20 protein-coding genes and 1 pseudogene are annotated in these 14,670 nt (G+C 50.1%); 9 read left to right on the top strand and 12 right to left on the bottom strand.

Features of this window, described 5'->3' with window-relative positions; translation table 11 throughout:
- The first annotated feature begins 31 nt into the window (after positions 1 to 31).
- Positions 32 to 175 (top strand): transporter, encoded by a 144-nt coding sequence (locus tag Q3V30_RS07975; RefSeq protein ID WP_306212054.1) that lies wholly within the window; start codon positions 32 to 34, stop codon positions 173 to 175.
- 3 nt (positions 176 to 178) lie between these two features.
- Here Q3V30_RS07975 and Q3V30_RS07970 read toward each other — a convergent pair whose 3' ends face one another.
- Positions 179 to 661 carry a cold-shock protein gene (locus Q3V30_RS07970; protein WP_306212053.1) on the bottom strand — a complete coding sequence of 161 codons (483 nt, stop codon included), beginning with the start codon at positions 659 to 661 and terminating at the stop codon, positions 179 to 181.
- A 139-nt stretch (positions 662 to 800) separates the two neighbouring features.
- Positions 801 to 1,046, bottom strand: a complete 246-nt coding sequence (locus Q3V30_RS07965; protein ID WP_306212051.1) for a YmjA family protein — start codon at positions 1,044 to 1,046, stop codon at positions 801 to 803.
- A 168-nt stretch (positions 1,047 to 1,214) separates the two neighbouring features.
- Between Q3V30_RS07965 and Q3V30_RS07960 the strand changes: the two genes are divergently transcribed.
- Positions 1,215 to 1,913 (top strand): RluA family pseudouridine synthase, encoded by a 699-nt coding sequence (locus tag Q3V30_RS07960; RefSeq protein WP_306212048.1) that lies wholly within the window; start codon positions 1,215 to 1,217, stop codon positions 1,911 to 1,913.
- A gap of 13 nt (positions 1,914 to 1,926) precedes the next feature.
- Here the strand turns inward: Q3V30_RS07960 and Q3V30_RS07955 are convergent, their stop codons facing one another.
- From Q3V30_RS07955 to Q3V30_RS07935, 5 genes are all read right to left on the bottom strand, one after another.
- A complete protein-coding gene (locus Q3V30_RS07955; RefSeq protein ID WP_306213128.1) occupies positions 1,927 to 2,466 on the bottom strand; it encodes a DUF2058 domain-containing protein in 540 nt (179 codons plus the stop codon).
- Between the two features lie 85 nt (positions 2,467 to 2,551).
- Positions 2,552 to 3,190: a glutathione S-transferase family protein gene (locus Q3V30_RS07950; protein ID WP_306212047.1), complete on the bottom strand. Its 639-nt coding sequence runs from the start codon at positions 3,188 to 3,190 to the stop codon at positions 2,552 to 2,554.
- Between the two features lie 107 nt (positions 3,191 to 3,297).
- Positions 3,298 to 3,693: a VOC family protein gene (locus Q3V30_RS07945; protein ID WP_306212045.1), complete on the bottom strand. Its 396-nt coding sequence runs from the start codon at positions 3,691 to 3,693 to the stop codon at positions 3,298 to 3,300.
- A gap of 55 nt (positions 3,694 to 3,748) precedes the next feature.
- Entirely contained in the window at positions 3,749 to 4,225 is a 477-nt protein-coding gene (locus Q3V30_RS07940; RefSeq protein WP_306212043.1) for a GNAT family N-acetyltransferase, read from the bottom strand.
- Positions 4,226 to 4,348: 123 nt separating this feature from the next.
- The gene (locus Q3V30_RS07935; RefSeq protein WP_306212042.1) at positions 4,349 to 5,296 is read right to left on the bottom strand and encodes a DMT family transporter; all 948 of its coding nucleotides are present in this window, start codon (positions 5,294 to 5,296) and stop codon (positions 4,349 to 4,351) included.
- A gap of 74 nt (positions 5,297 to 5,370) precedes the next feature.
- On the opposite strand from Q3V30_RS07935, the gene Q3V30_RS07930 reads away from it, so the two are divergent.
- Positions 5,371 to 6,225 (top strand): LysR substrate-binding domain-containing protein, encoded by an 855-nt coding sequence (locus tag Q3V30_RS07930; protein ID WP_306212040.1) that lies wholly within the window; start codon positions 5,371 to 5,373, stop codon positions 6,223 to 6,225.
- A 120-nt stretch (positions 6,226 to 6,345) separates the two neighbouring features.
- On the top strand, positions 6,346 to 6,756 hold the full coding sequence (locus tag Q3V30_RS07925; RefSeq protein WP_306212038.1) for an ASCH domain-containing protein: 411 nt from the start codon (positions 6,346 to 6,348) through the stop codon (positions 6,754 to 6,756).
- 29 nt (positions 6,757 to 6,785) lie between these two features.
- Here the strand turns inward: Q3V30_RS07925 and Q3V30_RS07920 are convergent.
- From Q3V30_RS07920 to Q3V30_RS07910, 3 genes and pseudogenes are all read right to left on the bottom strand, one after another.
- A pseudogene (locus tag Q3V30_RS07920) lies at positions 6,786 to 6,942 on the bottom strand (VOC family protein); the annotation flags it as partial.
- Between the two features lie 54 nt (positions 6,943 to 6,996).
- On the bottom strand, positions 6,997 to 7,509 hold the full coding sequence (locus tag Q3V30_RS07915) for a GrpB family protein (protein WP_306212036.1): 513 nt from the start codon (positions 7,507 to 7,509) through the stop codon (positions 6,997 to 6,999).
- A 206-nt stretch (positions 7,510 to 7,715) separates the two neighbouring features.
- Positions 7,716 to 8,582, bottom strand: coding sequence for an SDR family oxidoreductase (locus Q3V30_RS07910; protein WP_306212034.1), 867 nt, complete (start codon positions 8,580 to 8,582; stop codon positions 7,716 to 7,718).
- 110 nt (positions 8,583 to 8,692) lie between these two features.
- On the opposite strand from Q3V30_RS07910, the gene Q3V30_RS07905 reads away from it, so the two are divergent.
- The 4 genes from Q3V30_RS07905 to Q3V30_RS07890 all read left to right on the top strand — a co-directional run bounded on the left by Q3V30_RS07905 (position 8,693) and on the right by Q3V30_RS07890 (position 12,375).
- A complete protein-coding gene (locus Q3V30_RS07905) occupies positions 8,693 to 9,568 on the top strand; it encodes a LysR family transcriptional regulator (protein ID WP_306212033.1) in 876 nt (291 codons plus the stop codon).
- 189 nt (positions 9,569 to 9,757) lie between these two features.
- Positions 9,758 to 10,453 carry a DJ-1/PfpI family protein gene (locus tag Q3V30_RS07900; protein ID WP_306212032.1) on the top strand — a complete coding sequence of 232 codons (696 nt, stop codon included), beginning with the start codon at positions 9,758 to 9,760 and terminating at the stop codon, positions 10,451 to 10,453.
- 244 nt (positions 10,454 to 10,697) lie between these two features.
- Entirely contained in the window at positions 10,698 to 11,624 is a 927-nt protein-coding gene (locus tag Q3V30_RS07895) for a hypothetical protein (protein WP_306212031.1), read from the top strand.
- 148 nt (positions 11,625 to 11,772) lie between these two features.
- Complete coding sequence (locus Q3V30_RS07890) at positions 11,773 to 12,375, top strand: hypothetical protein (RefSeq protein WP_306212030.1); 603 nt, start codon at positions 11,773 to 11,775, stop codon at positions 12,373 to 12,375.
- Positions 12,376 to 12,957: 582 nt separating this feature from the next.
- On the opposite strand, the gene Q3V30_RS07885 is transcribed toward Q3V30_RS07890, so the two are convergent.
- The gene (locus Q3V30_RS07885; RefSeq protein ID WP_428979254.1) at positions 12,958 to 13,065 is read right to left on the bottom strand and encodes a hypothetical protein; all 108 of its coding nucleotides are present in this window, start codon (positions 13,063 to 13,065) and stop codon (positions 12,958 to 12,960) included.
- Between the two features lie 89 nt (positions 13,066 to 13,154).
- The gene (locus tag Q3V30_RS07880; RefSeq protein WP_306212029.1) at positions 13,155 to 14,237 is read right to left on the bottom strand and encodes a quinone oxidoreductase family protein; all 1,083 of its coding nucleotides are present in this window, start codon (positions 14,235 to 14,237) and stop codon (positions 13,155 to 13,157) included.
- A 94-nt stretch (positions 14,238 to 14,331) separates the two neighbouring features.
- Here Q3V30_RS07880 and Q3V30_RS22745 point away from each other — a divergent pair, with 94 nt between their 5' ends.
- The gene (locus Q3V30_RS22745; RefSeq protein ID WP_428979253.1) at positions 14,332 to 14,523 is read left to right on the top strand and encodes a LysR family transcriptional regulator; all 192 of its coding nucleotides are present in this window, start codon (positions 14,332 to 14,334) and stop codon (positions 14,521 to 14,523) included.
- The last annotated feature ends 147 nt before the right edge of the window (positions 14,524 to 14,670 follow it).

Raw genomic sequence — 14,670 nt, 5'->3', positions numbered from 1 at the left:
CGCCTACTGCTGCGATTATAGTGCGGAGGAGATGAAAGGAGGCCTCGCTGCCGCCGTCAGAGGCGAAGCGGCAGCGAAACAGGATCGTCTGCCCGAGCTGTTTGCTAAACTGGGCGAAAATCCTGCTCATGCAGAGATTGTAGCGATGAATCGTTCGCTTAATCCCTTAAGCTGACTGTCAGACTTTAAGCAGTTTCACCGTGGCATCCACGTCGATCTCTTCTTCCGAGAAGATTAAGGTCGTGCCCTGGAAGGTAGTGATAGCCAGTTTTTTCAGTGAGCGCGTTTCACCCGCCTCAGCGGCGGATTTTGGCTTGATGCTGTTCATCAGGCTCCCTACAGAGAGCACCGTATTCTCTTTATCAATGCGCGTCTCGGCTGGGACTTCTTCACTGTATACCAGGTAAGACTTGATCGAGGTGAGCTTAAGACGCTCACCTGCAATATAGATATATTTGCTTTCCGGCGCGACCTTCACAGCATAGGCCGACAATCCCTTATTATTGGTCGTGGGTTCGAACGTCACCGCCGCATTTTTCTTGATCAGCTCAGGGTTGGCGACCTTAATCACATGAAAATAACGGTTATCCCCGTTTTCATCTTTGATAAATCCAAAACCTTTGTCTTCAAACCAGGTTGTGATTGTTCCGTTCATCGCCATTACCGCCTGCTTAATCGTTTATCTGCTCAGTTTTTTCAGCGCGCAGTGTAAAGCACAATGCCCGCGCAGACTACGCCTTTGGTTTAAGTGAGAGAAAAACAGACTAAGTCCGCCTTTTTCAAACCTGCTGTACCGGGCGCTACTCGTTGCCCCATTGATTCAGAAAGGTCGCTATCTCATCGATACGTTGCTCGTCGATACCGGCTTCAGTGGCCATCTCTTTTTGCGCATTCTCACTGATTTCTTCGTTGTTCTCTAAGCGGGTGAACAGCAGCTGGAAATAGCGCGCCAGAGGGTCACGTTCTGATTCATTTACCGGTCTGGCACATTCTGTCGAATACTCATCCACGATGTCATAAAATTTAATCGGCACTTCATTGTTCATAATTCATTCTCAGCGGTTAAGATCTGTGTCAGTTGCGGCCTGCAATACAAGTATCAAATAATATCATCATTATTTTCTTTTTTCAGGGATCCCACCCCACGAACAGCCAATTCGCCAGTCAGCGTAAAATTCGCTATCATCCGCTCCCCTTTCCCGCCGGGTAGCCTGATGTCGAAGATTATTGATACCTTTATTGCTCCGCCATGCCATGAAAAGATCGAGAATCTCTATGAGGACGAACACCTGGTGCTGATCAATAAGCCAACCGGGCTGCTCAGCCTTTCGGGGAAAAACCCGCAAAATCTCGATTCGGTGCATCACCGGCTGGTAGAGATATTTCCCGGCTGCACCCTGGTGCATCGGCTTGATTTCGGGACGTCCGGGCTGATGGTGATTGCCCGCAATAAAGCGGTCAATGCGGCCCTCTGCCAGCAGTTCAGCCAGCGCGCAGTGACCAAAGTCTACAGCGCCCTGCTCTGCGGACATCTGGACAACAATGAAGGGACGATAGAGGCGGCAATTGCCAAAGATCCGGCGCTGTTTCCCCTTATGTCGATTTGCGCAATCCACGGCAAACCAGCCCGTTCCCACTATCGGGTTGTTGAGCGTTTTTATCATGAGTTGGAAAACGGGAGCTTACTGCCGGTAACGCGGGTAGAACTAACCCCGGAGACGGGGCGAACCCATCAACTGCGCATTCACTGCCAGCAGTTGGGCCACCCTATTTTGGGCTGCGACCTCTATGGCGGTCGTCTTTTGCCTGGCACCGGGCAGACGCCGCGGCTGATGCTTCACGCCAGTGAGTTGCATTTTGAGCATCCCATGAGCGGAGAGCGGATCAGAGCACGTAGTGTCAGCCCGTTCTGAGGCGAGTGGTCTGTTACCACATCAAATCGTCAGGCACTTTAAAATCAGCATAGGGATCTTCTTCATCCTGCTCTTCCTGACTGAGCGCACTGTTTAATACAATACTGTTTGCATCCCGCTGGGCTATTTTATCGGCTACGCTTGCGGGAATAATAGCGTATTTGCTCTCGCCATTCTCATCAACGCTCAGGCGGGCAATGGCGAGACGTCCGTTAATCAGCTGGGCTTGAGTAGCCTTATCAACGCTGATTTTTTTGATTAAATTACCATCGGTGAAGTTAAAACCAATATCGCCTCTGGCAATATCAATCTTGTTCATCTCTATGAGCTGCTTCACCTGAGCTTTATGCTCTTTCGATAAGGCCGCCTGCTTATGCTGTTCACTCAGCTGTTTATCACGCTCAAGCTGCGCTTTTTTATTCTCTTCCACGGCCGCCCTTGCCTCACGCGCCTGCACCCGTGATTTTTTAGCGGTTCTTTGCACTTTTTCCATTTTTTTGCTGGAGACTAATCCAGCTTTTAGCATCTGCTCTTGTAAGGTAAGTTTTGTCATTTTGGTATCTAATCCCGTTAAATAATGGGTGGGATTATACCTGTAATTACGGCGACTGTGCCAGGTTACCAGGTCTGCCAATACATTAAGCCCGCAGATCTTCCCAGGAGACCATGACATGCTCCTGCCAGGCCGGGCGCGAAGCAAGATGCTCATAATAGGCACGTAAGTTGGGCAAGGGTTGACGAATAACATCTATCTCGTAATAGCGGTACAAAACGTGACCGCACTGAATGTCAGCCAGAGAAAAATCATCGCCAGCCAGAAAACGGTGCTTTGCCAACTGCGTTTCTGCAATTAAGAGATTCTTTTCCAGATTAGTCATCGCTTCTTTTATTGCATTCTCATCACGCTGATCCTCAGGCGTCCGGACAACACGCCAGAACACCGGGGCGGTGAAAGCCATTGCAACATTGATTTTTGACCATTCGGCCCAGCGATCGACGTTAGCTTTTTTTAAAGCATCCGAAGGCCAGAAACTTTCTGAACCATACTGATTAGCGAGATAGCGCAGGATAGCGCCCGTTTCCCACAGAGGAAAAGCTGCCCCATCCTGCAGAACCGGAACCGTTCGATTGGGATTTAAAGAATAAAAAAAATCAGTCTCAGTTCCTTTGTACTTATGCCCGATATCATGCCTTACATACGGCAACTGCATTTCGCCAATGCACCACATCAACGCCTGGACATTTGAAGACGTTTTTCGACCCCATACGGTTAACATTTTGATCTCTCCTGCACTCTGACGTAACGATGAATGTAGCATAAGAGCAAAGCGGCAAAATCCTGTTTAGTCTGTCGAATTTTTCACACCACCTTCACTGAACAGAGTCAGGGATTGCCCCAATGCATGTTCTGAATGATAACCCTGTAGCCATCAATATCCCCGAAGGTAATGCCCTTTTGGTCCCAGTATGGGTTGAATGATTCAACCCGAATAAATCCGGCGCTATCCATATCGGAGCAGGTAGCCTCCCAGCTATCTCGCTCAGGAATATAAAGAACCAGAAGATCTTCAGCGGAAGGTGATGGTAGAACCGGATGATGGTGACACTGCGTAAACTCAAGGTGCCAGGTTAAATCCTTACGCCCTAACATGCATCCGCTGAACCCATCATGGTCGGTAAATTCACCAATTTTATTCAGTCCAAGCCCCTGTGAGTACAATTCGCAGCTTCTGCTAAGTGAGCTAACAGGCCTGGCAATACGCATGTGTTGTAAAGTCATAGTCACCACTCCTTTTTATAGAAATTTACGATAGTCTCCAGACGAAACGGCTGAATTAAGCCTGTAACCTGAAAACCATATCTATGCAGCGAAGATCCGTCTGAGTAAGAGCAGATGGATAAAGATTTTCTTTAATGAAAGTGAATCCATGTTTTTCATAAAAAGATTGTGCATTAGGCGTTGAAGATAATCTTAATTCCTTAAAACCACGCTTTCGCGCTTCGTCTTTGATAGCGTTAATTATCAGGCTGCTAAACCCCTTTCTGAGAAACTCAGGCAAAGTAAAAATAGCTTCAATGCTACCTGTAGAAAGATCGAGAAAGCCGGTCGCTACCGGCCTTTTATCCAACCCGTCAACGACGAAAAAAGGGTTATCGACAATAACCCTTCTGTAACCCTCAGGCATTTTTTCCGGGGTCCATGCTTTAATAATCTCAGGCCCGTAGCTCTCCTTACATCCATGACGAATTGCCTGGTTACGGATGTTCCAGCATTCTTCAGCCTCAGCAGGTATAGCAAGTCTGACCTTCATCGCTTCTCCTTGTCTGTTTTTTCACTGCCAGTAACTCTGCATCTCGTTGAGCAAAATGTATAGTCAGGCTATCGTTGAGAGCATCAATGTTTTAAACATTTACTGCGGTCTCTAGTCGCTCCGTCAGGTGCCGCATGATACGGAGTCGGCTTTCCGGTCTTCGGCGCGCATCACCAGCCAGATGCCGAGCGCGGAAATTACCATTCCGAGCGCCATTTGCCAGGAGAGTGGCTCATCAAACATGGCCCAGGCCCATAGCAAGGTGATCGGGGGACTGAGGTACAGCAGGCTGGCAACGCGAGTCGCAGTACTTCTGCGCAGGCAGATCCAGTACAAACCATAGCCGCCAAGGGTCGACAAGCCCGTCCACAGCACCCCCAGCGCAAAGCCTGCAGTAGGAATGGGTGCCAGACTGCCCTGGCTGCCTTCAATGGCGGCAAAGGCGAAACTCGCGACGAAACACTGCAGCCAGAGGTTGGGCAGCAGGCCCATTGATTGGGAGGGGGTGCCGCGTTTATGCCACAGCGTTGCGATAGCAAGCGACAGCATGCCCGCTACCGGCAAGCCATAGGCCCACAGCGGAGCGTTGCCCAGCACCAACGCGCCGCAGGTCACCCATATCACGCCGATCAACCCCACGATAAGCCCCAGCCAGGCCTGACGCACCAATCGTTCGCCAAGAAACAGAGCCGCCAGCAGCGCCATACCCAGCGGCAGCAAATCCGCGCACAGTGCGGCGAGCCCGGCCGGAACCCCGAGCGCGATGCCTTGCATCACCCCGATTTGATATCCAGCCATTGCCAGCAGGCCGATCCCGGCGTTTCTCATCAGGAGTTGGAAAGGCGTCTTCAGCAACGCTCTGTAGACGAAAGGCAACAGCAGAAGAGAGACCACCACGTAGCGCCAGAATACCACCAGAAATACCGGGCCGTAGTCGATGGAAAAACGTGCGCCAATAAAACCCGAGCTCCAGATCAGCAACAGTCCTGCTTCAAGCAAGGGTAGCGGCAGGGTCTGACGCCAGCTGCGGCGTGTCGGTTTATTCTGTTGAATCGGAATAGATTTGCTCATTCCCAAAGGCTACGGAACGGGTGTAGTCTGGTAAATCAAAATATCATGCAGTAGTTGTTTATCAGGATTAAACCATGAGCGCGATTCTCGACATAGATCTGTTACGTACTTTTCATGCCGTCGTGCGCATCGGGAAATTCAGTGCCGCCGCCGCGCAACTGCATAAAAGCCCGGCGGCGGTGAGCGTTCATATTCAGCGTCTTGAGTCGGTGGCGGGCGGTCGGCTACTGAATCGCGATAATCAGTCAGTCTCGCTCACTGCGCTGGGCAAGCGCCTGCTGGTTTCTACCGCCGGGTTGTTACGCACACACGACCAGGTGTTGGCGGATCTGCATGGTACTGACCTCGCCGGGCGCATCACGTTAGGGGTCTCTGACGAATATGCGGCCCATGTCATCCGCGACATCTTGCCGACATTTACCGCCGTCTGGCCGAACGTGGTGCTGGAGCTTCGGACGGGGCCGAGTTATGCACTGCGAGAGTGGCTCCAGCGTGGAAAATTGCAGACGGCTGTAATAGCGCAGCTTAAAGGAGATCTCGGCCCTGATACCCAACTGCTGATGTCAACTACGCCGGTCTGGGTCGGTCCGACGAATAGTGCCGTGGCGCTCGAGGACCCCTTACCTCTGGCTGTCCATACTGAGCAATGCCCATACCGCCAGGCGATGATCGCATCGCTCAAGGCCTCCGGGCGGCGTTCACGTATCGTGCTGGAAAGCCCCTCCAGTCAGGCGGTCAAAGCGTGCGTGGAAGCAGGATTGGCCGTCGGCCTGATCGACCATGGTAAGGTTACCGGGCGTATGCAGATCCTTGAGGGAATGCCGGTCATTCCAGACCATGAGATCGTATTCGTGCGCAGCGCTGCCTCTCGTGGGGATGAGGCGGTGGAATTACTGACGCGCGCGATGCAGCAGTCATTTCGGTTATAGGCGGGAGCCGCTGCTCAGGAGCGGTTAGCAATCCGGCATTTTTACCCTACGTCGGATAAAGCACCCGATAAATTTGTGCTAAATTTATACGTTAACTTATTGCTATAAAGGGATTTTATTATGGATTTCATTGCTGAATTAAAGAAGAAGTATCCGGGAGCGCGGGCGTGGTCAATCGGGGACACTCCTGAGATGGCAAATGCGCTTGCAGATTTGGTTATAAAAGGGATTAAAACAGCTTCATGCGGCTCCCTTGCCGCATTCCAGTCAGATGAATCGGCGCCCAAAATCGGCAGTTATAATATTATTCTTAACGGGCAAAGTGCTCCGGTCTGCGTCATCAGAATGGTTTCAATGCGTCTGGTACGTTTTTCTGACGTTACTGAAGAGTTTGCCAGAAAAGAGGGTGAAGGCGATTTAAGTCTTGAATACTGGCGGCAGGAACATAAAGCCTTTTTCACCAGAGCAGGCGTCTACTCTGACGATATGGAGCTGGTTGCAGAAGAGTTTGAGCTGGTAGAAGTGCTGTAATTCGGGCCAATCTTTTGAGCACTTACCGCATCAAAAGAGAGGCACAGCCACAGCTCACCCAATGAAAGATAAGCTTCCCCGGCTCCACTTAGCTCCTGGTACAAAACCAAGCGTATTCACATAAAACGCAAAGCTTTTCGATACGTCGCTGACGGCGATAGTCAAATGATTCAGTCCTGTTAACATCTTAAAGCCCCCTTTTTAAATGCCCGGCACTCAGACCTGCTTACTAAGGCCTTTTTAACCATTCAGCTCTATTAGTGCCAGCCTGAGATGATGTTGAATGAAGTCTGCTTTAAGAGCGCTATAGCGATGTATATCGTTTTTACTGGCCAGCGCCGCTGCATGTTTAATCTCAGTATAGAGTTCCGCTGTTTTCTTGTTTTTTATCAAATAATCACGGAATGCCAGATGTTTTATGATTTGTGTATCACCTATGGCGAAAGCATGAACCTGATGACTACGTTGATCTCCGCCTTTGGTGAAATATCTGCGATTTGGAATACCGTTTTCACCACGTGCCGTATATCCGGCACGCTCCAATGCAGCGTTTAAGCTGTCCAGTTCATTCAGGCCAATAACCTCCAGCAATATATCTATCACTGGCTTTGCTGCTAAACCTGGTACCGACGTACTGCCAATATGGTGGACCCGTGAGATTACCCTGCCAAGTGTTATCTGCAACAGCGAGCTTTCAGCTTTAAACAGGTCAGGCCATTGCTCATCATAAGCAACAATAGTCACGTTTCGCATATTCCCACCTCCTGATTATTTCTGCACATTTATCATATGCTCAACTCAACTTACTGCATTCCTGAAAGACAAATCTTATGGCCGTTACTGACACTTAAAAGGCGATTAATGGCCAAGTAGTTTATGGGAATCCCCCGCGATGCTCCATAAAGGGCAACGGGGCCAGCTTATCCTTAAGCCTGCGCCCGCTTGTCAGATCGTCTGTTTTACTGGCCTGCCAGTGCCGTAACGAAATCACGGTAGGAGTGCAGCGGACGGCCAAGCAGAGTGACCAGATGCTCTCTGTTGCCGTCTTGTGGGAGCATTCCATGACTGACGTAGCGCTCAGCCATCAGACGCATTTCATACGCCATCCACTTCGGCATGAATTCCGCCATGCTTGATTCAAACGCATCCGGATTATCACCGCCATAAATTACCTGACGGCCCAGTACGTCGCTCCAGATTGCGGCGGCACTCTCACCTGTAAGCGTATCGGGGCCAACGAGGTTGATGGTCTCCACGGGCAGTTTCCCGGCAGCTTGATCGCGGCGCATCAGTTCAATAGCCGCAACTTCAGCGATATCGCGTGTATCCACCATTGCCAGGCCAATACCACCGATCGGCATCGGATAAACGCCCTGATTTATGATGACATCCTTAATCATCACCTCATTGTCGATAAAGTAGGTGGGCCGCAGAATGGTGGCGCTGAATTCCATCTCTTTAAGCATGCGCTCGGCACCGTATTTGACGGCGAAGTGCGGCACATTGACAGAAACATCGGCACCAAAGACGGAGAGGTAAACCACCCGCTCAACTCCTGCCTCCCGGGCAATGTTAAGCGTGATAATCGTCTGGGTGTATTCATCGGCCGCGACTGCATTTAGTAAAAAAAGCGTTCTGATGCCGCTGAAGGCGGCACGCAGGGAATCAATATCCAGCAAATCTCCCTTAACAACTTCCACGTTGTCAGGAAAGCCAGCCTTTGCAGGTTCGCGGGACAAAACGCGGAAATCGGCTCCGCGGCCAGTCAGTTGATCGACAAGGTGGCGGCCGACGCGGCCAGTAGCTCCGGTAACAAGTATGGTCATGATGTTTAACTCCGTAACGTTTGGGTTGGTGTGGTTAAACAATATACCGATCCATTATCAGTGCGATAGTGCTACTATTGGGACAGTTTGTTCCATAAATGAGATAGCTTGTGGATATTAATGCGCTAAAAGATTTTCACCTTATCGCAACCTGGGGAGGGATTGGTGCGGCCAGTCGCGCCAGCGGAAGGCCAAAGGCTACCCTTTCCCGCAGGCTTGCTGACCTGGAGGAGGCGGTAGGTGTGCGTCTTATTGAACGCAGTGGCCACAGATTGAAAATCACCGAGGCTGGCGAACTGCTTCTGTTGAGAACCGCCGGGCCAATACGTGAAATTGATGAAGCGGCCGAATCGGCACGGGAAGGCTCGGCAACGCCTTCAGGATGCCTCCGTATTGCGGCACCCTTACTGTTTTCGCAGCTGGCGCTGGGGCAGCTTTTGGCTGAATTTCATCTCCGCTATCCTGAGATCCGGATTGAAGCCGTTTCTGAAAACCGGATGAGTGACCTGGTGGATGAACATTTTGACGTGGCTATCCGCATTAATCCGCAGAAAAACAGTTCGCTGGTAGGCAGATGCTTTGCCAGGGACAAGCTGGTGCTGGTTGCTGTTCCCACGCTTAAAATGCCGGTCGCCGATCCGGAAAGCGCGCCTGAAGTCCCGGCAATCGTTATGTCGACTTATTCCGAAGGAGAGATCTGGACCGTTCAGGAGGGGCAGCATAGCTTTACCCCACTGCCGGTGATGCGCCTTTCTTCTCTTCTGACAATCCGGGATGCTGTGATGGCCGGTGCCGGAGCGGCTATGCTTCCGCGCTCTGTTGTCAGCAGCCAGCTGGAAAAAGGAGAGCTTATCTGCTGGGGAGAGACCGACAGCTTAACTGAGCTCTGGGTTCTGCACACGTCCCGTCGGCTTCAGAGCCCAAAGGTTAAGGTTTTCGTGGAATTCATCTGCAAACAATATCCCTCTGGCTGGTTCTCTACCTGAGCCAGCGGGTCAGGTTACAGCCAGAGCGGAAGCGCCCGGAGACGACGGTGTTGAATCTTAAATACTCTTAGTTTTGCCCTGTGAGTCCTGAGTGCCCCGACCTTCAACTAACACATTCCTGTTTTAGCAAACGGTTGCCTTTATATAAGATAGAGTCATTATATTCTTTTAAGTTAAAAGGATTCTTTTATGAATGATTCAGCATGCACATCGATCGGGCTACTCTTGTTTCCAGCTCTCACCCAGCTTGATCTCACCGGCCCATATGAAGTTTTTGTCAGGGCTCCAAACACTAAAGTTCATCTCATTTGGAAGAATCTCGACCTTGTAGTTTCTGATCGAGGGATGGCCATTCTGCCAACGACCACTTTAGATACATGTCCAAAACTGGATGTAATTTGTGTTCCCGGCGGCCCCGGACAGATAAACCTGATGGAGGATGAAGAGGTTCTTTCGTTTATCCGGGCTCAGAGTAAACAAGCCAGGTTCGTCACATCAGTATGCACGGGCTCTCTTGTTCTGGGTGCTGCCGGTCTTTTAAATGGTTATAAAGCAACTACGCACTGGGCTTCTCTGGATCAACTTGCTTTGTTAGGAGCCGAACCGGTAAATGAACGCGTCGTGCGTGATCGTAACCGTATAACTGGTGCAGGCGTGACTTCAGGTATAGATTTTGCGCTAAACCTGGTGGCAGAAATGTATGGAAGCGATATTGCTCAGAATATTCAATTACAGATGGAATATGATCCCGTGCCACCATTTACATGTGGCTCTCCCCGAACGGCATCTGAAGCACAGCTCAAAAAGGCACAGGAACAAACAGCTTTATTTATTGAAAAGAGACGACAGGCGACTTTAAAAGCAGCTTCCAGGCTCCAGAAATAAGTATTACAGCGTGAGAAGGTAAGCCCTCTTCCTCGTTATTATGTCCGCTTCTGGCACAAAGCTGCCGGTTTCGCCTTCCAGACTGAAGGTGTGATTATTTAAGAGCCTGCTCAACTTTTTTAGACTCATGCCTTACAATCGCTTTCTCATCTTTCAGCTTGTCAGGCCGTAAGATTAGCAACGCTCAGGTGTGGAAAAGCGTAAAACAAGCAAGATACATAAAGCATGAGCATAAGGGACAGGCATGACTGCATATTCAAACTCTGATGCGGCAAGGGAATTACGCCCGGCCTTAAACAAGGCGCCTGCTGGCGCTGTGAAGGGTGAATGGTTCTTTATTACGGAACAGGCTGGAGTCTCCTCACATACTGGAGGCTACATGTATGCCGACGGTAGTCACGTTACTGCTGGTGACCAGGCTTTTCAGAGGATCCGCAACGTTGTCGATAAATTCGAAGCATCAAGGATACAGCCCTTTAATAAGGTTATTGTTCGCTGGACAAAGTCTAAAATACCGTTAATGCATGGGCGCGTTACGGTTGACACAATATTCGATGAGACAATTGTGCCGCGCAGTCCTCAGAGTCCGATGTATGAGGCTGCCGCTGTCGCAAGGCGAGCATTCTGGAAAAGTTATGGCGACGTGTCAGATAGCTTTATTGCTGAACGGGATGACGCAAACGTACACAACCAGACGAAATGGTTCGGGCCCCATCGCCGGGTATTCAGCATCAAAAGCAGCACCAAAATAACACTGGCCACCGATGGTCTCTCGACACCTTGGGCCGGCGTTGCAGACACGGAAAACGGCGTAGAATGCGAACTTTTCATGGAACTGGATGCTTCGGATAATACCAGCCATAAGATTACTAACTGGGCTCATCTGTTAATTAGCCTGGGGGACCTCGTTGCCGACGGCTATCAGGTCGCTGCCGATGTTGAAAAATATGGAGCCATCCTGTTTTGCTCTCTTACGGACGACTATAAACCATTGACCCGCATCATTCTCAGCCGTGATGGCCGTAAGATTGAGGGTTTGCCTTTCGGTTCAGTTCCGCTGATCCGTATAACGCCGATAGCAGAGGCAGAGATTGAACATCATGACCAGGCCGATGAATGGGCATCAAACGCAGCAAGGCATGCACTCGCGGAACGGCGGATAAAAACGTAGATAATTATCACATGGTTATTCACGCCCCCTGCAGGGCAGAGTGAGCCTGTCACCTTTCTTAAGGAAGCTCAGCATCAAATCATCAAACTTTGTTCTGCTTTGAGCGAGGAGCGGACATTAAAAAATTGCCGAATCATTGCGTTTCCCGATGGGTATTTCTTCAGCCGTGCGGACTGAAAGCAAGATATGTATATTGCAATTTACTGATAAGAAGAGAAGTGCGCCTATGTTTAGGAACCCGGCTTTAGTTTCATTCCTGTTAGCCCCTGCAATTTGCTTCGCGGCCTCACATGAAGAGATATTGCGTTTAAATGCAGAACAAAAGGCTGGCAGGCAGCTTGTCTGTCATGTCCCGTTGAATATTATCGTGGACCAGAAGCCCGTCACACTGGATTTTAAAAACAGTATGACCGTGATTTCTAATCAGGGTAACAACAGGACATATCATGTTATCACAACGTTCGTACCCTATGGCACAACCACATCTGTTATCACACAACGCTATCACCTCAACGTAATAACAGACGAATGGGGTGAAATACATAAAATTGATCCGAACAGCGTCAGCGTTACCAGTCCATACTCAGCGGAGATGGCTCAGAAAAATGAATTCCAGCTTCGCAATGCACCTGGAAATTATCAATCTGACAACATGGTGACGGTGTCTGATTTTCCGAACTTCACGATTCAGGGATACGATAATGGTCCTGTCACTCAATGTACTATTTTGCCTGAAAACGGTAAGGGGTAGCGCCCTTAGAATGAATATGGGGCTAAATATAAGCCGGGGATTGTGTGTAAAATTACACTTCTTGCACAAAGCTGCTTGTCGCAGGTTCGATGTCCGTTATGAGCTGTGAGTTCAGCGGGTCGATGCAACGCTATCCTTAATCAAGGGGGATATTGCTAGCTGTGACGTGATCTAGGTCTGCAGCCAGGATTTTGTCCGCTACCCATCTTATTCCAACATCAGGTCGGTCGTTGGCTCTCTTTGATGCGCTTTGCATTTTCAGGAGGGGGCACTGTTGCAAATAGCCGGTGATGATAAACTGTTCGCCATTTTTTGCTGAAAGAGCAGCGCATGCTGGGCGAAATGCGTCTGGTGAGCAGGGTTTTTGAAATGTAAGGCTCAGTCGTAACGAAAGGGGCTACCCTGTAGCCGTATTTGCAACAGTGCCAACTAAGACAAGTTAGGCTAATTTCTATTGAGCACCATGCATAGAAGGCTCCCTGATTGGGAGCCCTTTGATGGAAAAGAGGTATGTATTAAATCGAATGAATCTTGCATTCATCTATGCAGTGTCAGCTTCCTGGGAAGAGCTAATCTTACTGCTCAATCACCACTCTTGATGACGATTTTACCGAACGCGCCGCGAGAAAGATGCCTGAACGCTTCTACGGCGTCACTGAAGCGGTAAACCTGCTCAATGACTGGTTTGATATTGGGGTCTGTTCACCTCAGCCCCATTAGTACAAAAATTTCCGATATCCAAACTGACCCCTCGTAGAGTGCGGCCCTCGGGGGGCACTCTACTCAACTGTAATAAATACTCTACCTAATCGCCCACGCGTTTCGGCGCGCCGGTGGGCTTCAACCACTTGCTCAAGCGGGAAAGTACTATCGACAGGCACGATCAGTTCCCTTTTCGCCGCCATAACCATCAGTTCATTCACTAATTCACGAGCAATCGCTTTCTCGCCCCATTCTGGACCCAGCAAGCATCCGATCAACGTAATACGATGCAGTAACAGATACTCCGCATCAATCATCTGATTACGCCCGGCGAGAATGCCGATCAGAATCGCCGTTCCTCCATCTTTTAGCACTTCAATACCATCAGGCAGCGCATCGCCGCCGATGGTATCGATCAGCAAATCGACTTTGTTTCCGCCCAGCAACTCACGCACCTGTTCGCCAGCCTGTTTTTCGCCCACCACAATCGCATCGTTAAGACCAAACCCACGCAGTTTCTCCAGAGACTCTGGCCGGGTTCCAGTGCCTATCACCCTTGCCCCAAGGCGAGATGCTAGTTGCACTGCCGCCATACCGACACCGCCGGCTGCTCCTAAAATCAGGACAGTTTGACCTGGCTGCAATTTGCCCAAATGAATTGCCCACGCAGCAGTACCAGGACCGACCGGAATGGCGGCGGCAATGCGCGGATCCAGCCCCTCAGGTATCGGGAAACAGTTATAAGCCGCGACAGCACGACGTTCTGCATAGGCGCCACGCCAGTTGAAAGTAGCGACTTTTTGCCCTACCACAAATTCGTTCACTTCTGCGCCCACTTCAAGAATGGTTCCGGCCGCTGCATATCCCAGTGTTTCGCCCGCCTGCAACCGCTGGCTGTTGCGCGAAATGATGTCGCCACCTTCAATACTAATGGCTTCTACCGCCACCAGTAGTTCATTCGGCTTGATCTCAGGTTCAGCAATATCAACCAGCTGCAAGACTTCTGGACCACCCGGTTGCGGGTAACTTACTGCTTTCATTTCATCTCTCCATTTTCGTGGGTTAATCACACCAACGGGTAAAATCGTAATGAGCCTGGTGATATGTTGGTAGGCTGCTTTCACATGTATCAGACATAATCCCATCATGATATCTGACAATTTTGGACCTGCGCTGTTACGTACCTTTGTCGCAGTCTGTCATCATCGTAGCCTGACGCGCGCTGCCGAATAGGCAGGACGTGCGTAATCAGCCCTGAGCGCCCAGATTCGCCAACTGGAAAAAGACACGGGTCAGCGTTTACTTCGCCGAACCGGGCGTGGCGTAGTACCAACTAAAGAGGGCGAAATGCTGCCTGGTTTTGCCGTGCGCATTTTGGCATTAGGTGAAATGGCGCTGGCGCAACTCAGTGAGAGCACGCCAGCTGGAAGCGGTCCACATTCTTGAGCCTCCCACTTCCGTCATTTCTGCTGTCTCAGGCTATTCATCTATACTGACTATTGCAGTGGAAATTTGCACAGGAGGCCGCACCGTAGTCAACGTTTTCATTCCGCTGACAAAATAAGATGCATATAGTCTGCAAAAGATGCTTAA

The organism is Erwinia pyri (assembly GCF_030758455.1).
GTDB classification, from domain to species: domain Bacteria; phylum Pseudomonadota; class Gammaproteobacteria; order Enterobacterales; family Enterobacteriaceae; genus Erwinia; species Erwinia pyri.
The sequence above is the reverse complement of the archived record's forward strand: the minus strand, read 5'-3'. Positions and strand labels throughout refer to the sequence as shown.